17 protein-coding genes and 1 pseudogene are annotated in these 20,928 nt (G+C 65.5%); 11 read left to right on the top strand and 7 right to left on the bottom strand.

The window, feature by feature from the left end:
• Positions 1–138: 138 nt before the first annotated feature.
• The 4 genes from ACLFKU_RS06645 (at position 139) to ACLFKU_RS06630 (ending at position 3,723) form a co-directional block, all read left to right on the top strand.
• The gene (locus ACLFKU_RS06645) at positions 139–1,665 is read left to right on the top strand and encodes a DegQ family serine endoprotease (protein ID WP_368583962.1); all 1,527 of its coding nucleotides are present in this window, start codon (positions 139–141) and stop codon (positions 1,663–1,665) included.
• A gap of 266 nt (positions 1,666–1,931) precedes the next feature.
• Entirely contained in the window at positions 1,932–2,426 is a 495-nt protein-coding gene (locus tag ACLFKU_RS06640) for a carboxypeptidase regulatory-like domain-containing protein (RefSeq protein ID WP_410848568.1), read from the top strand.
• A gap of 147 nt (positions 2,427–2,573) precedes the next feature.
• The gene (locus ACLFKU_RS06635; RefSeq protein WP_013090413.1) at positions 2,574–2,954 is read left to right on the top strand and encodes a DUF427 domain-containing protein; all 381 of its coding nucleotides are present in this window, start codon (positions 2,574–2,576) and stop codon (positions 2,952–2,954) included.
• A gap of 34 nt (positions 2,955–2,988) precedes the next feature.
• Positions 2,989–3,723 (top strand): CoxG family protein, encoded by a 735-nt coding sequence (locus tag ACLFKU_RS06630; protein ID WP_410848567.1) that lies wholly within the window; start codon positions 2,989–2,991, stop codon positions 3,721–3,723.
• A 107-nt stretch (positions 3,724–3,830) separates the two neighbouring features.
• Here ACLFKU_RS06630 and ACLFKU_RS06625 read toward each other — a convergent pair whose 3' ends face one another.
• Positions 3,831–4,826 (bottom strand): helix-turn-helix domain-containing protein, encoded by a 996-nt coding sequence (locus tag ACLFKU_RS06625; protein ID WP_410848566.1) that lies wholly within the window; start codon positions 4,824–4,826, stop codon positions 3,831–3,833.
• A 173-nt stretch (positions 4,827–4,999) separates the two neighbouring features.
• Here ACLFKU_RS06625 and ACLFKU_RS06620 point away from each other — a divergent pair, with 173 nt between their 5' ends.
• On the top strand, positions 5,000–5,638 hold the full coding sequence (locus tag ACLFKU_RS06620) for a cysteine hydrolase family protein (protein ID WP_410848565.1): 639 nt from the start codon (positions 5,000–5,002) through the stop codon (positions 5,636–5,638).
• Between the two features lie 94 nt (positions 5,639–5,732).
• On the opposite strand, the gene ACLFKU_RS06615 is transcribed toward ACLFKU_RS06620, so the two are convergent.
• On the bottom strand, positions 5,733–6,374 hold the full coding sequence (locus ACLFKU_RS06615) for a TetR family transcriptional regulator (protein WP_368583957.1): 642 nt from the start codon (positions 6,372–6,374) through the stop codon (positions 5,733–5,735).
• Positions 6,375–6,800: 426 nt separating this feature from the next.
• Here ACLFKU_RS06615 and ACLFKU_RS06610 point away from each other — a divergent pair, with 426 nt between their 5' ends.
• The 3 genes from ACLFKU_RS06610 to ACLFKU_RS06600 are packed head-to-tail and all read left to right on the top strand — an operon-like array spanning position 6,801 to position 12,789.
• Positions 6,801–8,024, top strand: a complete 1,224-nt coding sequence (locus ACLFKU_RS06610) for an efflux RND transporter periplasmic adaptor subunit (protein ID WP_410848564.1) — start codon at positions 6,801–6,803, stop codon at positions 8,022–8,024.
• 18 nt (positions 8,025–8,042) lie between these two features.
• Positions 8,043–11,273, top strand: a complete 3,231-nt coding sequence (locus ACLFKU_RS06605) for an efflux RND transporter permease subunit (protein WP_368583955.1) — start codon at positions 8,043–8,045, stop codon at positions 11,271–11,273.
• A 1-nt stretch (position 11,274) separates the two neighbouring features.
• Positions 11,275–12,789, top strand: coding sequence for an efflux transporter outer membrane subunit (locus ACLFKU_RS06600; protein WP_410848563.1), 1,515 nt, complete (start codon positions 11,275–11,277; stop codon positions 12,787–12,789).
• A 116-nt stretch (positions 12,790–12,905) separates the two neighbouring features.
• Here the strand turns inward: ACLFKU_RS06600 and ACLFKU_RS06595 are convergent, their stop codons facing one another.
• On the bottom strand, positions 12,906–14,315 hold the full coding sequence (locus ACLFKU_RS06595; RefSeq protein WP_410848562.1) for a nucleobase:cation symporter-2 family protein: 1,410 nt from the start codon (positions 14,313–14,315) through the stop codon (positions 12,906–12,908).
• A 470-nt stretch (positions 14,316–14,785) separates the two neighbouring features.
• Between ACLFKU_RS06595 and ACLFKU_RS06590 the strand changes: the two genes are divergently transcribed.
• The 3 genes and pseudogenes from ACLFKU_RS06590 to fghA all read left to right on the top strand — a co-directional run bounded on the left by ACLFKU_RS06590 (position 14,786) and on the right by fghA (position 17,512).
• Complete coding sequence (locus ACLFKU_RS06590) at positions 14,786–16,252, top strand: xylulokinase (RefSeq protein ID WP_410848561.1); 1,467 nt, start codon at positions 14,786–14,788, stop codon at positions 16,250–16,252.
• A gap of 165 nt (positions 16,253–16,417) precedes the next feature.
• Positions 16,418–16,549 (top strand): annotated as a pseudogene (locus ACLFKU_RS06585) (S-(hydroxymethyl)glutathione dehydrogenase); the annotation flags it as partial.
• A 108-nt stretch (positions 16,550–16,657) separates the two neighbouring features.
• Complete coding sequence (fghA, locus tag ACLFKU_RS06580) at positions 16,658–17,512, top strand: S-formylglutathione hydrolase (protein WP_410848560.1); 855 nt, start codon at positions 16,658–16,660, stop codon at positions 17,510–17,512.
• An 85-nt stretch (positions 17,513–17,597) separates the two neighbouring features.
• Here the strand turns inward: fghA and ACLFKU_RS06575 are convergent, their stop codons facing one another.
• The 4 genes from ACLFKU_RS06575 to ACLFKU_RS06560 form a co-directional block, all read right to left on the bottom strand.
• On the bottom strand, positions 17,598–18,380 hold the full coding sequence (locus tag ACLFKU_RS06575) for a metal ABC transporter permease (RefSeq protein ID WP_410848559.1): 783 nt from the start codon (positions 18,378–18,380) through the stop codon (positions 17,598–17,600).
• Entirely contained in the window at positions 18,373–19,347 is a 975-nt protein-coding gene (locus ACLFKU_RS06570; protein ID WP_368584717.1) for an ABC transporter ATP-binding protein, read from the bottom strand. Before ACLFKU_RS06570 ends, ACLFKU_RS06575 begins: the two co-directional genes overlap by 8 nt.
• Positions 19,344–20,333, bottom strand: a complete 990-nt coding sequence (locus ACLFKU_RS06565) for a metal ABC transporter solute-binding protein (RefSeq protein WP_410848558.1) — start codon at positions 20,331–20,333, stop codon at positions 19,344–19,346. The genes ACLFKU_RS06570 and ACLFKU_RS06565 overlap by 4 nt, the downstream gene beginning before the upstream one ends.
• Before the next feature lie 80 nt (positions 20,334–20,413).
• Complete coding sequence (locus tag ACLFKU_RS06560; RefSeq protein WP_368584719.1) at positions 20,414–20,905, bottom strand: Fur family transcriptional regulator; 492 nt, start codon at positions 20,903–20,905, stop codon at positions 20,414–20,416.
• Between the last annotated feature and the right edge of the window lie 23 nt (positions 20,906–20,928).

Below are 20,928 nucleotides of genomic sequence, written 5' to 3'. Positions count from 1 at the left end.
GCGTTCATGCCGTTGCGACGGGCTGTTGCGGGCGGTCCGATAAGGTTCCCGCGATCTGGCGCTGCTTAAGATTCTTTTAAGTGACGCCCCTTACGCTCCTCGACATCCAAAGTCACTTTCTCCAGTCAGGAGCTCATGATGAACGCGAAAACCTTGTCCCGCGGCGCCGTTGCGGTAGCTGTGGCCGCTGCGCTTTCAGCCGGCTATGTGGCGGGCCATCGCGATGTGCCCGCACCGCAGATCATCTCGCCGGCGGAAGCCGCCGCGATGATGCCGGCCGAGGCTGCCGCCAAAACTGGTATCCCCGATTTCTCCGGTCTCGTCGAGACCTACGGTCCGGCCGTCGTCAACATCAGCGCGAAGCACGTGGTCAAGCAAGCGGCGATGCGCGGTAATGGCGGCAACCGCCATGGCAACCAGTTGCCGATCGATCCGAACGATCCTTTCTATCAGTTCTACAAGCGGTTCTTCGGCGGAGCGCCTGGCATGCAAGGCGGCGATGGCGGCGACGGCGGCGACTTGCCCGACCAGCCGAGCTCGAGCCTCGGCTCGGGTTTCATCATCAGCAATGACGGCTACATTCTGACGAACGCGCACGTAGTCGATGGCGCGAACGTCGTCACCGTGAAGCTCACCGACAAGCGCGAGTTCAAGGCGAAGGTGGTTGGCGCCGACAAACAGTCCGACGTCGCCGTGCTGAAGATCAACGCGAGCGATCTGCCGACCGTGAAGATCGGCGATCCGCGCCAGAGCAAGGTTGGTCAGTGGGTCGTCGCGATCGGCTCGCCGTATGGCTTCGACAACACCGTGACCTCGGGCATCATCAGCGCGAAGTCGCGCACGCTGCCCAACGAAAACTACACGCCGTTCATCCAGACCGATGTGCCGGTGAACCCAGGCAACTCGGGTGGTCCGCTCTTTAATCTGCAAGGCGAAGTCATCGGCATCAACTCCATGATCTACTCGCAGACGGGCGGCTTCCAGGGTCTGTCGTTCGCGATCCCCATCAGCGAGGCGATCAAGGTCAAGGACGATCTCGTCAAGACCGGTCACGTGAGCCGCGGACGCCTCGGCGTCGCAGTGCAGGGCTTGAACCAGACGCTCGCCGAGTCGTTCGGCATGCAGAAGCCGCAAGGCGCGCTGGTCAGTTCGGTCGACGCCAACGGTCCGGCGGCTAAAGCTGGCTTGCAGCCGGGCGACGTGATCCTGTCGGTGAATGGCGACGAAGTCAACGATTCGACGGATCTGCCGTCGAAGATCGCAGGCCTCGCGCCGGGCAGTTCGGCGACGCTGAAAGTGTGGCGCGATAAGGCCAGCAAGGACCTGAAGGTGACGATTGGCTCGTTCTCGGACGCGAAGGTCGCGTCGGCGAGCAAGACCGATCAGCAGACTCAGTTGCAAGGCCGTCTCGGGGTCGCGGTGCGGCCGCTGACGCCGGAAGAGAAGAGCAGCGCGTCGGTGTCGCACGGTCTGCTCGTGCAGCAGGCGGGCGGTGCGGCGGCGAGCGCCGGCATCCAGGCGGGCGACGTGATTCTCGCGGTCAACGGCCGTCCGGTCACGAACATCGATCAGTTGAAGCAGATGATCTCGGGCGCAGGCAACAGCATTGCGCTGCTGATCCAGCGGGACAACGCGCAGATTTTCGTGCCTGTTGATCTCGGCTGATCCAGTTACCCGGGCGGTTCGAAGGGATCGCCCACCCCAGTTTGAGCTGTAGTAGCGATTGCCGGTCCTTTGCATTTACTGCAAGGACCGGCTTTTTTTCGCCTATCCACCGCGCTGCCGCGAGCGGCATGGACAGACCGAGGGGCGTCAGGCGGCTTGATGCCACGATGGTCATGCATGTTGGTGGACGCTGCCGGGCGGTTGGCACGTAGGTTGCTTAACTCGTTCAGGGTCCGAGCAAGGACTCGAACAAGGAGAGCGAACTGATGGAAATGCAACGCAAGCAGCAAAAGATCGTAGCCGCCGCGCTGCGCGTGGCGCTCACGCTCGGACTGGCGGGCGGCGCATACGCGCAGCAGGCGGGAGTAACGGGTGGCTCGACGACCGACAACACCAGCGCGGGCAACACCAACGGCGGCGGTCTGCCACAAGTCCAGCAGCAGGGCGACGTATCGTACGTATCGGGCGGTGTCGGCCTCGACGAATCGCGGGCGCTGCGACAAGCGCAAACCCAGTGGCCACTGACCTTGCGTTTCACCGGACCCAACGCCGAGTTTCTGGCCGATGTGCACGTGCGCGTCGTGGATGCACATAACAGCGAAGTGCTGAACACGACGTCGCGCGGACCATTGATGCTGGTGCGCCTGAGCCCCGGCAGCTATACGGTGCACGCGAACTACAACGACCGCGAACAGACGCGCTCGGTCAGTGTGCCCGCGCACGGCAACGTCAAATCGGCGTTCACCTGGAACGTGAAGTAGCGGCTCGATCCGTCCGCCGCGGCGCAGGAAGCGCGCGCAATCGGCCGGAGTTTGGCCGATAATGAAGCCACGGGCGTGTCCCGTGGCTTTGCCGTTCATGCGGCAACAGCCGGTAGTGCAGCGCCCACCCCACCATGGAGCCTGGACATGAGTGATGCGTCGACATCTGCGGAGCGGCCCGACGGCCATACCATCGTGATTCGCGACAACGGCCATCGCGTGCGCGTGATTCACGGCGGCGTGACGATGGCCGACACCCAGGCTGCGCTGACGCTATCGGAGACCGGCCTCGCCGACGTGTTCTATTTCCCGCGCGAGCACGTGAATATGGCCCGGCTCGAACGCTCGACGCACACGTCGCATTGCCCGTTCAAGGGCGACGCATCGTACTTCCATCTGCGCACCGAAGATGGCGTGATCGAGAACGCTGTGTGGTGTTACGAAGCGCCGTTCGAGCAGGTCAGTCGCATCAAGGGCTATCTCGCTTTTTACGCATCGCGCGTCGACCGCATCGATCAGACGTCCTGATCCCGCAGTCGCGCGTTCATCGGGGGAGGTTGTCATGGAACTGAACGACGCGTTACGGATTCCACTGCCGCCATCCGAGGTCTGGGACGCGTTGCAGGACCTCGCGCTGTTGCGTGCCAGCCTCGACAACTGCGAATCGTTCGTGCGTCTCGCCCACGGCGAATACGCGCTGACGATGACCGTTCCGCTCGGCCCGTTGCGCGCGCATTATCAGGCGCGCGCGCACGTTGCCGGCCAGGATTCCGGCCCGGCGGACGCGCAGCGCCGCACCATCAACTTCAAGGCACGAGCCGAGGGCATCGGCGCGTTGCGCGGTCAGATCGAAGTGCGTTTGCGCGCGGACGACGGGCGCGAGCGCGGCACGCGCATCGACTACACGTTGTGGGCAACGTCGTCGGGTCCGCTCGCCGAGTTGCCCACGCGCCAGCTCGAGAACGCCTTGCGGCAGATCGCCGACGACTTTTTCGCCGAGTTCGACGCCGTCGTGCGCGCCAAGCACGGCAAGGGGCCGAACCGCGCGAGCGGCACGGCGCCGCGTCGACAGTACGTGTTTTTGCGGCCGATCACGCTCGGCGGCATCGCACGGCGCACCCGCATCGAGCACGGCCAGGCGCTGCCCGGACGCGCGGCAAGCGCGTCGCACAGCTGGTCGCATGGCGTGCCGCATCAAGAGCCTGGTCAGCATGTCGTGCCCTACTGGGCGTGGGCCGGGATGATCTTTCTGGTCGCGCTGTTGTTGTATGTCGCGCGCTGGCTCAGCGAGCATTGACGCGGCGCGTCGCGCGCAGCGCCGGATGCAACGCGCGAGCAACACGCCGCGCGACTACGAAATTCCGGTGGCCCACTACGAGATAGCGGTGCTCCCGCCACCGTCATCTAATCCCCGCGAAACCCCCGCCGCCAAGCGCTAGGCGACGTTCGAAACGCGTCCGCGAAATGCTGCCGCAGCGATGCGGCCGAACCGAATCCGGCGCTCGCCGCGATCGCTTCGACCGACTCGTCGGTGCTTTCCAGCAGTTGTTGCGCCCGCGCGAGCCGCTGCGCGAGCAGCCACGCGCCGACGGTGGTGCCGGTCGTGAGCCGGAAGCGTCGCGTGAAGGTGCGGCGGCTCATCAACGCGCGCGCGGCCAGTGTGTCGAGCGTATGCGGCGCGGCCAGGTTGCCGCTCACCCAGTCGAGCAGACCAGACAGACGATCGCCGCGCGGATTCGGCGGCATCGGCTGCTGCACGTATTGCGCCTGACCACCCTGGCGATGCGGCGACACGACCAGCCGGCGCGCGACGTGGTTCGCTACCCGTGCGCCGCAAATCTTGCGCAGCACGTGCAGGCAGCAGTCGAGGCCGGCGGCGGTGCCGGCCGAGGTCAGCACGTTGCCGTCGTCGACGTACAGCACGTCGGGGTCCAGCCGCACGCGCGGATACCGGCGCGCGAAGTCGTCGGCCCAGGCCCAGTGCGTCGAAGCGGGCCGTCCATCGAGGATGCCCGCCGCGGCCAGCACGAAAGCGCCGAGGCACAGGCCGACGAGCAGTGCGCCGCGCTCGTGCGCGGCCCTCAGTGCATCGAGAAGCGCGGCGGGCGGCGTTTCGTCGGGGTCGCGCCAGCTCGGCACGATGATCGTCTGCGCGTCGGCAAGCGCTTCGAGTCCGTGCGTAACCGCGATCGAGAAGCCCGCGGTCGTCGCGAGCGCGCCGGTCTCCGCGGCGCAGACGCGGAAGTCGAAGGCGGGGACACCGCCCCCGCGGCGGTCCTCGCCGAACACCACGCATGGCACCGACAGATGGAACGGGCTGATGCGGTCGAACGCGACGACGGCGACAACGTGGCGCGGCACCTGAGCGGAGATATCGTCGGAAGTTGCGAAGGTGGTCATGCCGCACGCCTCATTCATGAAATGCCAGAAGTATGGCCCGATTCTAGCGAAGCTTGTCATCCGGGCCGCTGTCGGCGCGCAGACAGCGGCGCAACAATCCCGTCATGCCGTCGCGCCGCAGCCATCGCGCTGGGCGCGCGCCATCGACCGTTTTTCTGACAAGGAGCCTTGCCATGAGCACACCCGCGCCGCGCCGTGCGCTGATCGTCATCGACGTGCAGAACGAATACGTGAGCGGCGACCTGCCGATCGAATTTCCGGACGTGCGCACGTCGCTCGCCAACATCGGTCGCGCGATCGATGCCGCGCGCGCCGCCGGCGTGCCGGTCGTCGTCGTGCAGAACGTCGCGCCCGCCACTTCGCCGCTGTTCGCGCGCGGCAGTGCCGGTGCGGAACTGCACACGGTCGTGAGTTCGCGCGCTCACGATCATTTCGTCGAGAAGTCACTGCCGAGCGCATTCGCCGGCACCGATCTGGCCGACTGGCTCGCCGCCCGGCAGATCGATACGCTGACCGTAACCGGCTACATGACCCACAACTGCGATGCGTCGACGATCAACCACGCGGTGCATGCCGCCCTCGCCGTCGAGTTCCTGCACGACGCGACCGGCTCGGTGCCGTACGAAAACAGTGCGGGCTTCGCGAGCGCGGAAGAGATTCATCGCGTGTTCAGCGTGGTGCTGCAGTCGCGGTTCGCAGCGGTCGCGAGCACCGATCAGTGGATCGCGGCGCTCCAGAGCGGCGCGCCGCTCGAGCGCGGCAACATCTATGCGTCGAATCAGGCGGCTCGAGCGCGCCGGGCGGTTGCCTGAACCCGGCGCGCAGGCGGGTGGTCCGGTCCACAAATAGAAAACGGGCGGTTCACCGAACCGCCCGCTGCGCCAATCCTCAACGCTAGCGCGCTTCCTACGCCGCCTTTCTGCGCAACGCCGGACTGACGCGCAAGCCGTCGAACATCACTTGCACCATCTGCTGCGCGTGCGCGCCGAAGTCGGTTGCGTCGGGCAAAAACAGCATGTCGCGCAACGAGCCGCCGACGAACGCGTGCACCATCGCCGCGGCAAGCTTCGTGTCGAGGTCGGCGGGCATCTGGCCTTTCGAGATCGCGTTGCGCAGACCGCCCTCGAGCTTCGCGAGCCCCTCGCGCATGTTGGTCTGATAGCGTTCCATCACCGGCCCCATGTCTTCGACCAGCTCGCACTTCAGAAACAGGATGTCGAACACGCGGCGGCGGCGGGGATCGTTGGCGGTGTCGCGCAGGCAAACCACGCAGATTTCCATGATGCGCCCGAGCGGATCGATTTCGTTGGGATCGAGCGATGCCGCCTTCAGTTCGTCGAGCGGCAGCAGCACGCGGTCGAACATTTCGGTGAAGAGCTCGCTCTTGTGTGCGAAGTGCCAATAAATGGCGCCGCGCGTCACGCCCGCGGCCTGGGCGATATCGGCCAGCGACGTGCGCGATACGCCCTTCTGGAAGAAGATCCGTTCGGCCGCGTCGAGAATGCGGTTGCGCGTCTCCAGCGCCTCTTCTTTGGTTCTTCTGACCATATTGGTATGACCTGCGCTGATCCTGGGGTTTATGCGGGCGTTTTTAAGTCGGCCTGATGACAATTTGACTATTTCTGCACCGAATTGCGACGCGAATTTGCGAGCCCCGATCCCTGGAAGATATAAACGCACTTTTACATGCATTCGTGAATGTATATATAATAGCACCCCACGATCGGATAGCCCAAGCCGTGACGACCGGTTAATATCCGTCACTGTTGTCTTCCAAAACGCTATCGCAGCCGCCAAACGGCGGTGCTGTGCGGCATTCCCCGGTATGGCGCATTCATAGCAGGGTGGCCTGCAGGCGCAGGTTTGCATCCGTGGGCTTCCGGTTGAGCGTCGAGAGACGCTTGTGTGCGCTGTCGTCCCCGGGGTAGGGATGCGCGCACTTTTTCATTCTCAGTCTTTGACAGAGGTCGCTCCATGCGCGTCGAACGGGTTCCATTCCGCTTAATCAGTGCCGCGACGGCTGCCATCTTGCTGGCGGCGTGCGGACCAAAACAATCTGCCCCGCCGCCCCAGACGCCCGAAGTCGGCGTCGTCACCCTCCAGCCGACGACCGTTCCCGTCGTCACGGAACTCCCCGGCCGTACCAGTGCCTTCCTCGTCGCGCAAGTGCGCGCGCGGGTCGACGGCATCGTGCTGCGCCGCGAGTTCACCGAAGGTAGCGAGGTCAAGGCCGGCCAGCGTCTGTACAAGATCGATCCGGCGCCCTTCATCGCGTCGTTGAACAACGCGAAGGCATCGCTCGCGAAGGCGCAGGCGAACCTCGTGACGACCACCGCACAGGCCAGTCGCTACAAGGTGCTGGTCGCGGCGAACGCGGTCAGCAAGCAGGACTACGACAACGCGGTCGCCGCCGAAGGCCAGGCCGCCGCCGACGTCGCCGCCGGCAAGGCCGCGGTCGATACCGCGCAGATCAACCTCGGCTATACCGACGTGACCTCGCCCGTGACCGGCCAGATCGGCGTGTCGCAGGTCACGCCGGGCGCCTTCGTGCAGCAGAGCGCGGCCACGCTGATGGCCACGGTCCAGCAGCTCGATCCGATGTACGTCGACCTCACGCAATCGAGCCTCGATGGTCTGAAGCTGCGCCGCGACATGCAGGAAGGGCGTCTGAAGACGACCGGCCCGGGCGCCGCGCAGGTCACGCTGGTGCTGGAGGACGGCCGCATCTATTCCGAGAAGGGCAAGCTGCAGTTCACCGACGTGACCGTCGATCCGGGCACTGGCTCGGTCACGGTGCGCGCGATCTTCAAGAACCCGAACCACGTGCTGCTGCCGGGCATGTTCGTGCGCGCGAAGATCGAAGAGGGCGTGAACCAGAACGCGCTGATCGTGCCGCAAGTCGGCGTCACGCACGACCAGAAGGGTCAGCCCACCGCGCTCGTCGTCGACACCGACAACAAGGTCGAGCTCCGTCAGCTCGTCACCTCTGGCACCTTCGGCTCGTACTGGGTGGTGTCGAACGGGCTGAAGCCGGGTGACCGCGTGATCGTCCAGGGCACCGAAAAGGCGCGGCCCGGCCAGCAGGTCAAGCCCGTGCCGGCGCAGCTGCCCGGCAACCCGGCGTCCGACGCGGCCGCGGGCGGCGCCCAGACAGCTCAACCCGCGGCTCAGCCTGCCTCCGCCGCTTCGGGCGCGTAATAACAGGGAGCCCGCCTCATGGCAAAGTTCTTTATTGATCGCCCGATTTTTGCATGGGTGATCGCCATCATCCTGATGCTCGCGGGTCTCGCGTCGGTGTTCACACTGCCGATCGCGCAATACCCGACCATCGCGCCGCCGGCCATCCAGATCAGCGCAACCTATCCGGGTGCTTCGGCGAAGACGGTGGAAAACACCGTGACGCAGGTGATCGAGCAGCAGATGAGTGGTCTGGACCACCTGCTGTATCTCGCGTCGACCTCTGACGACTCGGGCACGGCCACCATCACGCTGACGTTCGCGGCCGGCACCAACCCTGACATCGCGCAGGTGCAGGTGCAGAACAAGCTGCAGCTCGCCACGCCGCTGCTTCCGCAGGCGGTGCAGCAACTCGGCTCCCGAGTCACGAAGTCGAGCAGCAGCTTCCTGATGGTGATGGCGTTCGTGTCGACCGACGGCAGCATGAGCAAGTACGACCTCGCGAACTACGTCGCGTCGAACATTCAGGATCCGATCAGCCGTATCGACGGCGTGGGCACGGTGACGCTGTTTGGCTCACAGTACGCGATGCGGATCTGGCTCGACGCGAACAAGCTGAACAACTTCGGCCTGACGCCGCTCGACGTCGAAAGTGCGCTGCAGGCGCAGAACGTGCAGGTCGCGGGCGGCTCGCTCGGCGGCACGCCGTCGGTGCCCGGCCAGGTGCTGCAGGCCACGATTACGCAGGCCACGCTGCTCAATACGCCCGAGCAGTTCGGCAGCATTCTGCTGAAGGTGAACCAGGACGGCTCGCAGGTGCGTCTGCGCGACGTGTCGCACATCGAGCTCGGCGGCGAAAACTACAACTTCGACACCAAGTACAACGGTCAGCCGACGGCAGGCTTCGGTATCCAGCTCGCCACGGGCGCCAACGCGCTCGCCACCGCGAAGGCGGTGCGCACGAAGATCGCCGAACTGTCAAAGTACTTCCCGCACGGTCTGGTGGTGCAGTACCCCTATGACACGACGCCGTTCGTGCGTCTGTCGATCGAGGAAGTGGTCAAGACGCTGCTCGAAGGGATCGTGCTGGTGTTCCTCGTGATGTACCTGTTCCTGCAGAACCTGCGTGCCACGCTGATTCCGACGATCGCGGTGCCGGTCGTGCTGCTCGGTACGTTCGCGATCATGAGCGTGGTCGGGTTCTCGATCAACGTGCTGTCGATGTTCGGTCTCGTGCTCGCGATCGGCCTGCTGGTGGATGATGCGATCGTGGTGGTGGAAAACGTCGAGCGGGTGATGCAGGAGGAGGGTTTATCCCCTCGCGAAGCAACCCGCAAGGCGATGGGTCAGATCACCGGCGCGCTCGTCGGCGTGGCGCTCGTGCTGTCGGCGGTGTTCGTGCCGGTGGCGTTCTCGGGCGGCTCGGTCGGGGCGATTTACCGGCAGTTCTCGCTGACGATCGTCGCGGCGATGGTGCTGTCCGTGCTCGTCGCGTTGATTCTGACGCCGGCGCTGTGCGCGACGATCCTGAAGCCGATTCCGAAGGGGCATCACGAAAAAGCCACCGGCTTCTTCGGCTGGTTCAACCGTACCTTCAACAAGAGCCGCGACAAATATCACTCGGGCGTGCACCACGTGATCAAGCGCTCGGGCCGCTGGCTAATCATCTACATGGTGGTGATCTTCGCGGTGGGGCTGCTGTTCGTGCGTCTGCCGAAGTCGTTCCTGCCCGACGAAGATCAGGGCACGATGTTCGTGCTGGTGCAAACGCCGTCGGGTTCCACGCAGGAAACCACCGCGCGCGCGCTGAAGGACGTGTCGGACTACCTGCTGAACGACGAGAAGGCGATCGTCGAATCGACCTTCACGGTGAACGGCTTCAGCTTCGCGGGCCGTGGCCAGAACGCGGGTCTCGTGTTCGTGCGGATGAAGGATTACGCGCAGCGCCAGCACGCGGACCAGAAGGTGCAGGCACTGGTCGGGCGTTTGTTCATGCACTTCAGCAGCTACAAGAACGCGGTCGTGTACCCGGTCAATCCGCCGTCGATTCCTGAACTCGGCACCGCGGCGGGCTTCGACTTCCAGTTGCAGGACCGCGGGGGCATCGGTCACGCGAAGCTGATGGAAGCGCGCAACATGCTGCTCGGTCTGGCGGCGAAAGATCCGACGCTCGCGCAGGTGCGTCCGAACGGCCTGAACGATACGCCGCAGTTCAAGGTGAGCATCGACCACGAGAAGGCTTCGGCGCTCGGCGTGTCGCTTTCCTCAATCGACCAGACGTTCTCGATCGCCTGGGCCTCGGCGTACGTGCAGAACTTCCTCGACACCGACGGCCGGATCAAGAAGGTGTACCTGCAGGGCGACGCGCCGTTCCGGATGAAACCGGAAGACGTGAATGCCTGGTTCGTGCGCAACGGCGCGGGCGCGATGGTGCCGTTCTCGGCCTTCACGAACACCGAGTGGACCTTCGGTTCGCCGAAGCTCGAGCGCTACAACGGTATCTCGTCGGTGGAAATCCAGGGTGCGGCCGCGCCGGGCAAGTCCACCGGTCAGGCGATGGTGGCGATGGAACAGATCGTCACCAAGCTGCCGGCGGGTATCGGCTACGAGTGGACGGGTCTGTCGCTGCAGGAGCGTCAGTCGGGCTCGCAGGCGCCTATCCTGTACGGCATCTCGATTCTCGTCGTGTTCCTGTGTCTCGCGGCGCTGTATGAAAGCTGGTCGATTCCGTTCTCGGTGATCATGGTGGTGCCGCTCGGCGTGATCGGCGCACTGTTGGCCGCGACGCTGCGCGGGCTCGAGAACGACGTGTTCTTCCAGGTGGGTCTGCTGACCACCGTGGGTCTGTCGGCGAAGAACGCGATTCTGATCGTGGAATTCGCGCGCGAACTGCAGCAGAGCGAAGGCATGGGGCCGATCGAGGCCGCGCTCGAAGCGGCGCGTCTGCGGTTGCGACCAATTCTGATGACCTCGCTCGCGTTCATTCTCGGCGTGCTGCCGCTCGCGATCAGTAACGGCGCGGGCTCGGCCAGCCAGCACGCGATCGGTACCGGCGTGATCGGCGGCATGTTGACGGCGACCTTCCTCGCGATCTTCATGATCCCGATGTTCTTCGTCGTGATTCGCGCGAAGTTCGGCGGTGAGAAGGAAGACCCGGATGAGGCGCTGCGCCACTACGAACAGCACCATCCGCACGATCCGCAAGGCGGTGCGACGGGTGGCACGACCGACGGGTCGAATGGCAATGGCTCGGGCAAGGATGGGCATTGAGATGCAAAAACACTCTTTGATTGCAGTGGCGGTCGCGCTGCTCGCCACCGGTTGCACGCTGGCGCCGCACTACCAGCGGCCCGGGGCGCCCGTAACGGCGACCTTCCCGACCGGCGGCGTGTACGACCAGCAGCCGGGCGCGCAGGGCGCGCGCAGCGCGAACGGCCAGGCCGCCGCCGACATCGGCTGGCGCAACTTCTTCGTCGATCCGCGTCTGCAGCAGCTGATCGAAATCGCGCTGAAGAACAACCGCGATCTGCGGGTGTCGGTGCTGAACATGCAGGCGTCGGCGGCGCAGTACCGCATCGTGCGTGCGGGTCTGTTCCCGACGCTCGACGCCGCGGCCTCGCAAAGCCGGTCGCGCACGCCGAAGGACCTGACGTTCACCGGCGTGACGATCTCCAACACGTATTCGGTGGGCTTGAACGCGTCGTGGGAAATTGACTTCTTCGGGCGCGTGCAGAGTCTGAAGGATCAGGCGTTGGCCAAGTATCTCGGCACCGCGCAGGCGCGCAAGGCCGCGGAAATTTCGCTGGTCTCGCAGGTGGCGAACCAGTACATGACGGTGCTCGAACTGGACGATCTGCTGAAGGTCACGCAGAACACGCTGGTTACGGCGCAGGAGTCATACCGGATCACCAAACTGCAGTTCGACAACGGCACGGGTTCGGAACTCGATCTGCGCCAGTCGCAAACGGTCGTCGAGACCGCGAGCGCGAACCTGCAGTCGCAGATGCGGTTGCGGGCCCAGGCCGATAACGCGCTGGTGCTGCTGATCGGCGAGCCGTTGCCGGCGGATCTGTCGCCAGGCCTGCCGCTGAGCGACCAGAATCTGCTCACGGATATTCCGGCGGGCCTGCCGTCCGATCTGCTGACGCGTCGTCCGGACATCATGGAAGCCGAGGAGAATCTGCTCGCGGCCAACGCGAACATCGGCGCGGCGCGCGCCGCGTTCTTCCCGCGGGTCACGCTGACCGGCAGCGCCGGCACGCTTAGCCCGACGCTCGGCGGGCTGTTCAAGCCGGGTTCGGCGGCATGGAGCTTCGCGCCGTCGATCACGCTGCCGATCTTCGAGGGCGGTCAGAACATGGCCAACCTCGATCTCGCCAACATCGAGAAGAACGTGCAGATCGCCACGTATGAAAAGGCGATCCAGACGGCCTTCCGTGAAGTGGCGGACGGACTGGCCGCGCGCGGCACCTACGACGAGCAGATCGCGGCGCTCGAGCGGGATGTCGCGGCCGAGCAGCGCCGGCTGGATCTGTCGACCCTGCGTTACAAGAACGGTGTCGACAGCTATCTGTCGGTGCTGACCGCGCAGACCGCGCTGTACGTGGCTCAGCAGGCGCTGGTGACCGCGCGCATGGAGCGTCTGCAGAACCTGGTCACGCTGTATCAGGCACTCGGCGGCGGCTGGATCGAGCACAACGGCGACCAGCCGCGTCCCGCCGACGCGCCGGTCGACTACGGTGCAGCGAGCGCGCCGGTCGCGGCATCGGCGGCGACCGCGGGGTGAGCCCGGCAGGTTGATGAAACGCTGAAGCAAAACAGAAACGCCACGGCATGCCGTGGCGTTTCTGTTTATCCGCGGCGCTCGGTGCCGCGTGAAGCATCAGCGATGCATCAACGGGCTCAGTGCAGATCCGCCGCCCGCAGCATCTCGTTGCCCTGCGGCTCGCCGCCCGCGCTCTTGTCGAGATCGTGCCCGGCGCGGCGCAGTTCGCTCTTCGCCTTCTTCTCGCTCTTCACGCCGTTGAAGATCAGGTTCAGCACGACCGCCGACACCGACGCGAGCAGAATCCCGCTGTGCAGCAGCGGCGACAACGCCGGCGGCAGTTGCGAGAAGAAGTGCGGCGACACCACCGGCACGAGGCCGAGCCCGATGCTGACCGCGACGATGAACAGGTTGTGCTGATTCCTGACGAAGTCGACGCGCGACAGTACCTTGATGCCGTTCGCCGCGACCATGCCGAACATCACGATGCCCGCGCCGCCGAGCACGAACGCCGGCACCGACGCGACCACCTGCGCCATCTTCGGAAACAGGCCGAGCAGCACGAGGATCACGCCGCCCATCGCGCAGACGAAGCGGCTCTTCACGCCGGTCACGCCGATCAGTCCGACGTTCTGCGAGAACGACGTATGCGGGAACGAGTTGAAGATGCCGCCGATCAGCGTGCCGAGACCATCGACGCGTAAGCCGCGCACCAGCGTTTTCTGATCGACCGGACGATCGACCATGTCGCCGACCGCGAGGAACATGCCGGTCGATTCGATGAACGTGACGAACATCACGGTGACCATCGTCGCGATCGACAGCGGATCGAAGTGCGGCAGACCGAAGTGAAACGGCATTACGAAGCCGACCCACGGCGCGTGCATGACGCCGTCCAGGTTGACGCGGCCGAGCATCAGCGCGATTGCGAAGCCCGCGACGATGCCGAGCAGCACCGAGATATTGGCGACGAAACCCCTGGCGAACTTGTTGATCAGCAGGATCAGCGTCAGCACGAGCAGCGACAGGCCGAGGTAGACCGGATTGCCGTATTCGGGATTGCCGACACCGCCTGCCGCCCAGTTGATGCCGACTTCCATCAGCGATAAACCGATCACCGAAATCACCACGCCGATCACGACCGGCGGGAAGAAGCGCAATAGCTTGCCGACCGCGGGCGCGAGCAGAATGCCGATCACGCCGGCCGCGATCGTCGAGCCGAAGATGTCGAGGAGGCCGAGCGAAGGATTAGTGCCGATCGCGACCATCGGGCCGACGGCCGCGAACGTGCAGCCCATGATGACGGGCAGACGGATGCCGAAGATCCACAGTCCGAGCGTCTGGATCAGCGTGGCGATGCCGCAGGAAAACAGATCGGCGCTGATCAGGAACGCGACCTGGTCTTTCGGCAGCTTCAGCGCGGCGCCGATGATCAGCGGCACCGCGACCGCGCCAGCGTACATGACCAGCACGTGCTGGATCCCGAGAGTAAGCAACTGGCCGGCCGGTAGGCGCTCGTCGCACGGGTGAACCGTGTTCGCTTGCATATTGTCTGTCTCCACCATCTCGTTTTGGGATGACTCCAAGGTATCGGGGACGAAAAGCCGCAACAAGACCATACGTGGCTATTCCGGCATTCCCGGCGACGATATGCACAGGCCTATTTTGAAAGGCAAATCGAAGCCACGCGTGGCGCGGATCAGCAGTGCAGCGGCGGCGAGCCCTATGCGGCGGCGATTGCCGACGCAGTGCGTCGCGTGCGCGGCGCGGCTTCGTCGCCGGCGGGGATATGTGTGAGAATCAATGGCGTGTATCACGCTTCCCGCATAGTCCTGTTTTGACGACGCTCGCCGCACGACGGGGTTAACCCGCGAACGGGCTAATTTCCGCGAGTTTTTCGACCCGTTCGCCGGGCGTTCCCGGTGTCGCCACGGCCAGGTTTATTTGCTCCACTTGCCGGTCTCGTCGCCAGCCTCGCGGGCTCTTTCCTCATCCTCATTTCAACGTCCCTGCGCTCATGAGTTTTCTCGGCATCGACCTCGGCACCGGCTCCCTGAAAGCGGCAATCGTCGACGAACATGGACGCGAGCAGGCGGTATCGAGCGTCGCTTATGCGCTCGTTACGCCGCACGCGGGTTGGGCCGAAATCGACGTCGAGACGTGGTGGAACGCGCTCGTCGATGCGATGGCGGGCCTGCCCCGCGAGCTGCGTGATGGCGTGCGCGCGATCGGCTTCTCCGGTCAGATGCACGGCGTCGTGCTACTCGATGCAAACGGCGCGGCGGTGCGGCGCGCGATGCTGTGGCCCGACTCGCGCGCGCTCGCCGTGCTCGACGCATGGCCCAACCCGCAACCGAATCCGGTCGCGCCCGGCATGGCCGGTCCGTTGCTGCGCTGGCTCGTGCTGCATGAACCGGAAGCCGCGCGTCGCACGCGCTGGGCGCTCCAGCCGAAAGACTGGCTGCGCGTCGCGCTCGGCGGCGCGTGCGTGACCGATGCGTCCGATGCGTGCGCGACCGCGCTCGCCGATCCCGCCGGCGCGTGGGACACGGCGCTGCTGGCGCGTCTGGAGATTCCGCGCGAGTGGTTCGCGCCGCTGGCGTCATCGTATGCGGCGTCGGGCGCGCTGTCGCCGCAGGCCGCGCAGGCACTCGGCTTGCGGGCCGGTATCGTGCTCGCGACCGGCGCCGCAGACACGCCGTGCGCGGCGCTCGGCAGCGGACTCGCGCAGGACGGCGACGCGCTGCTGACGACCGGCACCGGCGGACAGATCGTGGTGCTCGCGAACGACAAACCGGCGCCGCTGAAGGGTTTGCACCGCTATCGCGCGGCGAGCGATCACTGGTATCGGATGGCGGCGATGCAGAACGTCGGCATTGCGTTGGAGCGGGTGCGCGGGTGGCTGTCGTATGAGTGGGCGGAGGCTTACCGCGACGCATTCGGCGATGCGGCTGACGCAGCCGCCGATGCAACGGGTCACGCCGCGTCGACGCTGACTTTCCTGCCGTACCTGACCGGCGAGCGCACGCCGTGGCTGAACCCGCAGGCGCGCGGCGGCTGGCTCGGTTTATCGCTCGAGCATACGCGTGGGGCGATGATGCGCGCCGCGTTCGAGGGCGTCGCATTCTCGTTGCGCGCGGGGCTCGACGCGATTCGCGCGAGCGGCGCGCAGGTGACGGCGCTCAAGCTCGCGGGCGGCGGCTCCGTCGATGCGCGCTGGCGGCAACTGCTCGCCGATGCGCTCGACGTCGAGCTGCACGCGGTCGATTGCCCGAACGCGGCGCCGCGCGGCGCGGCGATCCTCGGCGGTCTTGCGTGCGGCCATTGGCTAACGCGCGATCTCGCCGCGCTCGCGCCGGGCGCGACGCGCGTTGCGGGTCCACGTGGCGATGCGGCGCTTGCCGAGCGCTACGCGCGCTTCGTCGATCTGTATGGCCGGGTCGAGCCGTGGTTCGGTGGCGGGGCGTCGCGCGAAGCTCAGTAGCAGCGGCGGCGTCGAACGCGGCGCGGAGCGCAGCCATCGGCGGGGCAGCCTTCGCGCACTATGCAATACCATTACGCTTTTCGCGCGCCACGTGGTCGCCGGGCATGCGATGCCCATTTCGCATTCACGCATTCACGCACTCACGGACTCGGAGGAGCATTGACGATGAAGAGCAAAGCAGCAATCGCATGGAAAGCCGGCGCCCCGTTGACCCTCGAGGAAGTCGATCTCGAAGGCCCGCGCGCCGGTGAAGTCCTGATCGAGGTGAAGGCGACGGGCATCTGCCAGACTGACTACTCCATCACCCGCAGTCTGCCGCTCGAGCGCATCAACGAGGGCTTTGACCTGATGAAGAAGGGCGAGTCGATCCGCTCGGCCGTGCTCTACTAAACGAGGAATGTCACGATGCTTGAACTACTATCGTCGCACGCCTGTCATGGCGGCGAGCAGCGTTTTTACCGGCACGAGTCGCGCGCGATCGGTCTGCCGATGCGCTTCTCGGTCTATCTGCCGCCGCAGGCATTGCATGAGAACGCGGGACGTGTGCCGGCGTTGTTCTATCTGGCCGGACTGACCTGCACGGAAGAAACGTTTCCGATCAAGGCCGGCGCGCAGCGCTTCGCGGCACAGCACGGCATCGCGTTGATCGCGCCGGACACGAGTCCGCGCGGCGCGGGTGTGCCAGGCGAGAGCGATGCGTGGGATTTCGGCGTCGGCGCGGGCTTTTTCGTGGACGCGACCGAGGAGCCGTGGTCCACGAACTACCGGATGTATTCATACGTGCGGGATGAACTGCGCGAGACGGTCGTAAACGAATTACCGGTCGACGGCGCGCGCCTCGGCATCTTCGGTCACTCGATGGGCGGGCACGGCGCGTTGGTGCTCGCGCTGCGCAATCCGGATATTTATCGGTCGGTGTCGGCGTTCGCGCCGATCGCCGCGCCGATGCGTTGTCCGTGGGGTGAGAAGGCGTTCAGCGGCTATCTCGGCGAGAACCGTGAAGCGTGGAAGCAGTACGACGCGAGCGCGCTGGTCGCGCACGCGACGCGCAAGTTCGCAACAGGGATTCTCGTCGATCAGGGACTCGCGGATCAGTTCCTGCCCACGCAGCTCAATCCCGACGTGTTCGAAGCGGCGTGCAAGGCCGCAGGGCAGCCATTGACGTTGCACCGGCACGAAGGCTACGACCACGGCTACTACTTCATCTCGACGTTCATCGAGGATCATCTCGCGCATCACGCGAAGGTGTTGCTCGGCTGAAAAACCTCGCAAAACGCGGCGCTAAATGAAAAAACGGCGGCACATCACGTGCCGCCGTTTTTCATGCGATCGACGAAAGCGTCTCTCAATGCCGCTTCAGCAGACTCCCGCCATACACCGCCGCCGATAGCACGGTGATCCAGAAGCTCGTCGGCCAATCGGTATAGAACGCGAGCGTCAAGCCGAGCCACGCCTGCGCGAGTGCGAACGCGGCCGCGAGCACGAGACCGGTGGACAGCCGCGTGCTCAGGTTCTGCGCGGCGGCGGCCGGGCCCACCATCAGCGTGAACACGAGCAGCACGCCGACGATCTGCGTGCAGGCGGCAACGGCCAGCGCGGCGATCGCGAGAAATAGCACCGACACGCGGCGCAGCGACACGCCCTTCGCTTCGGCCAGCTCCGGTTGCAGCGACGCGAACAGCAGCGGCCGCATGATCGCCGCGAGCGCCACGAGACTTACTACACCGAGCGCGGCAAGCACCCCGAGCGTCGATGCATTGACGCCGAGCACGTTGCCGAACAGCAGCGCCGTCACCTGCGTCGCATACGCGGTGAAGAAGTGCAGAAACAGCAGCCCGAAGCCGAGCGACAAGGAAAGGATCACGCCGATCGCGACATCGCGGCCGGCGAGCCGTTCGCCGAGCGCGCCCATGCCGACACCGGCCGCGAGCGTGAAGCCGATCATCCCCCAGATCGGCGAGATGCCGATCAGCACCGCGCCGGTCGCGCCGGTGAAGCCGACATGCGACAGCGCGTGGCCCGCGAACGTCTGTCCGCGCATCACCAGAAAATAGCCGACCACGCCGGCCAGCACCGCGACGATCCCCGACGCCGCGAATGCGTTCACCATGAAATCGTATTCAAACATCGTGCTTGTGTCCGTCGCGTGAGTCGTGCGGGTTCGAGTGACTGTGTGAGTGGCCGTGCGAATGACCGTGGCCGTGGTCGTGCGAGTGCGTATGTCCGCCGTCCTCGTCGTGTTCGTGCTCGTGATCGTGCTTTTCCACTTCGACGCCGCCAGACATCACGAAGATGCGGCCGTTCACGCGCATCACGTCGATCGGCGAGCCGTACAGACGCGACAACACCGGCCGCGTGATGACTTCATCGACGGTGCCGAGCGCCGCGACGCCGCTGCCGAGATACAGCACGCGATCGATCGAGTTCAGCAGCGGATTGAGTTCATGCGCGGAGAACAGCACCGCGATGCCGAGCTCCCGCTGCACGCGCCGCACGAGTTCGACGACGCTTTTCTGGTGATGCGGATCGAGACTGATCAACGGTTCATCGAGCAGCAGCAGTTTCGGATTACCGAGCAGGCATTGCGCGAGCAGGAGCCGCTGCCGTTCGCCGCCCGACAACTCCGACAGCGGCCGCTTCGCGAGATTCGTGCCGCCGACGAGCTCGAGCACCCGATCGACGTCAGCGCGCGTTTTCGCATCCGCATGCGGCAAGCCCCAGCGATGACCATCGGCGGCCATCGCGACGAAATCGCGGCCGCGCACACGGCGGCCGGCGAGTGCGCTGCGCGTCTGCGGCATATAGCCGATCGACGCGTTGCCGCGCTCGACCGTCTGCCCGAGTACGCGAATCGCGCCGGCCGCGGCCGGCACGAGGCCGAGCACCGCGCGCATCAGCGTCGTCTTGCCCGCGCCGTTCGGCCCGAGCACACCGATGAACTCGCCCTGGTTCACGACGAAGCTCGTGTCACGCAGGATCGTGCGGCCGCCCAGATCGAGCGTTACGTTGTCGAGTTCGAGCACGGGCGTGTCGCGGCGCGCGGTGGGTGCGCCTGCTGGCGCACTTGCTGGCGTTCGATGGCCAGTCGGAGTCATGGAGTTTGTCCTTTCGCGTTGGCCGCACCGTTCGCGCCGTTCGTATCACCCGCCGCGAGTGCCTTCTGCAGCGCGTCGAGCTGCGTCAGCATCCACGTCTGATAGGTCTTGCCGGCCGGCAGGGTTTCGGTGACGCTCATCGTCGGTACCTTCGATTGTTGCGCGAGCTTCAGCATGCGTCGGGTCAGCGCCTCGGTGGCCTGGCTGTTGTAGATCAGCACGCGCACGCGCCGCTCGCGCAGATCGCGTTCGAACGCGGCGATATCGGCCGCGCTCGCTTCGGTGTCGTTCATCGCGGCGAGCTGGAAGCGCTGGTTGCGCATGTTCAGGCCGATCGCGTCCGACATATAGCCGAACACCGGCTCGGTCGCCGTGACCGGCAGGCCCGCATAGCGGCCGTGCAGCTCGGCGACCTTCGCGTCGATCGGCTTCAGCGAATCGAGAAACTTCGCGAGGTTCGCATCGTACGCCGACTTGTGCACCGGGTCAGTAGCGCTGAGCGCGTCGCTGACCGCGCGCGCGACTTTCGGCATCGTCGCCGGGTCGTACCACAGGTGCGGATTGTCGCCGCCTTTTTTGCCCACCAGATCGGCCGCGACGATCACCGTGCGCTGCGCGCCTTTCGACGCGGCCAGCAGCTTCGCCATCCACGGATCGTAGTCGGCGCCGCTGTAGACGATGAGGCTCGCGTGCTGCAACGCGCGCGCGGTGGCCGGGCTCGCTTCGAACAGATGCGGGTCCTGGTCCGGGTTGTTGAGGATGCTGGTCACGTCGACACGATCGCCGCCGAGTTGCCGCACCACGTCGCCATAGAAATTCTCCGCGGCGACGACAGGAATCTTCGCGTCGGCGGCGAACGCGCCCTGGCCGAAGCCGAGCGCCGCGAGCGCGAGCGTGAGCAGACATGCGCGCAGATGGGTGCGTACAGACATCGAACCCTTCAGCGCGCGCTGCGCGCTGGACAACATCAAGCGGATCGTTTTCATCGTTGTTTCCTGCTACTTGAGAGTTTGAATGAGCTACTCGGGGTGGCAAGGCCAGATACAGCGCGGCGCCGCGCGCCTGATCACGACGAAACGCCTGCTGCTCCGCCGCCAGGCTTCGCCGCTCGCGCACATGGCCCGCAAAGGCCGCTCAACTCGATCACCTGGCGATGCACCTCGAAGCCATGCGCGGGCGCGCTGTGCGACAGGCGGTCGGCGAGTTCGTCGCCGGGAATTTCGACGGTCGCGCCGCAGCCGTCGCACATCAGGAACTGGCTGCGATGCGGCACGCCGATTTCGCAGCAGGCGACGAACGCGTTCTTCGATTCGATCCGATGCACGAAGCCATGCGCGACGAGGAAGTCGAGCGCGCGATAGACGGTGGTCGGCGGCATGCGACCGCGCTCGGGCGCGAGCGCGTCGAGCAACTCGTATGCGCCGACCGGCCGCTCGCTCGCGACGATCGCCGCGTACACCTGGCGACGCAGCGGCGTCAGCGCGAGCCCCTGCGCCGCGGCGTGCGCGTCCGCATGCGCGAGCCGCATGGCGTGCTGTTCGGCGAGCGAGGTAGTCATCGGTGTGAATCTCCTGGCGTGGC

This window comes from Paraburkholderia sp. EG304 (assembly GCF_046543485.1).
Classification (GTDB): domain Bacteria; phylum Pseudomonadota; class Gammaproteobacteria; order Burkholderiales; family Burkholderiaceae; genus Paraburkholderia; species Paraburkholderia youngii.
Note: the sequence above shows the minus strand (reverse complement) of the source record. Positions and strands in the feature narration are given on the sequence as shown.

Bases quoted from the DNA above. Each gene is read 5' to 3' on its own strand.
- ACLFKU_RS06570 (WP_368584717.1), bottom strand. From the start codon at position 19,347: ATGACTCCGACTGGCCATCGAACGCCAGCAAGTGCGCCAGCAGGCGCA.
- ACLFKU_RS06610 (WP_410848564.1), top strand. From the start codon at position 6,801: ATGCGCGTCGAACGGGTTCCATTCCGCTTAATCAGTGCCGCGACGGCT.
- ACLFKU_RS06575 (WP_410848559.1), bottom strand. From the start codon at position 18,380: ATGTTTGAATACGATTTCATGGTGAACGCATTCGCGGCGTCGGGGATC.
- ACLFKU_RS06615 (WP_368583957.1), bottom strand. From the start codon at position 6,374: ATGGTCAGAAGAACCAAAGAAGAGGCGCTGGAGACGCGCAACCGCATT.
- ACLFKU_RS06625 (WP_410848566.1), bottom strand. From the start codon at position 4,826: ATGACCACCTTCGCAACTTCCGACGATATCTCCGCTCAGGTGCCGCGC.
- ACLFKU_RS06640 (WP_410848568.1), top strand. From the start codon at position 1,932: ATGGAAATGCAACGCAAGCAGCAAAAGATCGTAGCCGCCGCGCTGCGC.
- ACLFKU_RS06605 (WP_368583955.1), top strand. From the start codon at position 8,043: ATGGCAAAGTTCTTTATTGATCGCCCGATTTTTGCATGGGTGATCGCC.
- ACLFKU_RS06565 (WP_410848558.1), bottom strand. From the start codon at position 20,333: ATGAAAACGATCCGCTTGATGTTGTCCAGCGCGCAGCGCGCGCTGAAG.
- ACLFKU_RS06560 (WP_368584719.1), bottom strand. From the start codon at position 20,905: ATGACTACCTCGCTCGCCGAACAGCACGCCATGCGGCTCGCGCATGCG.
- fghA (WP_410848560.1), top strand. From the start codon at position 16,658: ATGCTTGAACTACTATCGTCGCACGCCTGTCATGGCGGCGAGCAGCGT.
- ACLFKU_RS06630 (WP_410848567.1), top strand. From the start codon at position 2,989: ATGGAACTGAACGACGCGTTACGGATTCCACTGCCGCCATCCGAGGTC.
- ACLFKU_RS06600 (WP_410848563.1), top strand. From the start codon at position 11,275: ATGCAAAAACACTCTTTGATTGCAGTGGCGGTCGCGCTGCTCGCCACC.
- ACLFKU_RS06590 (WP_410848561.1), top strand. From the start codon at position 14,786: ATGAGTTTTCTCGGCATCGACCTCGGCACCGGCTCCCTGAAAGCGGCA.
- ACLFKU_RS06635 (WP_013090413.1), top strand. From the start codon at position 2,574: ATGAGTGATGCGTCGACATCTGCGGAGCGGCCCGACGGCCATACCATC.
- ACLFKU_RS06595 (WP_410848562.1), bottom strand. From the start codon at position 14,315: ATGCAAGCGAACACGGTTCACCCGTGCGACGAGCGCCTACCGGCCGGC.
- ACLFKU_RS06645 (WP_368583962.1), top strand. From the start codon at position 139: ATGAACGCGAAAACCTTGTCCCGCGGCGCCGTTGCGGTAGCTGTGGCC.
- ACLFKU_RS06620 (WP_410848565.1), top strand. From the start codon at position 5,000: ATGAGCACACCCGCGCCGCGCCGTGCGCTGATCGTCATCGACGTGCAG.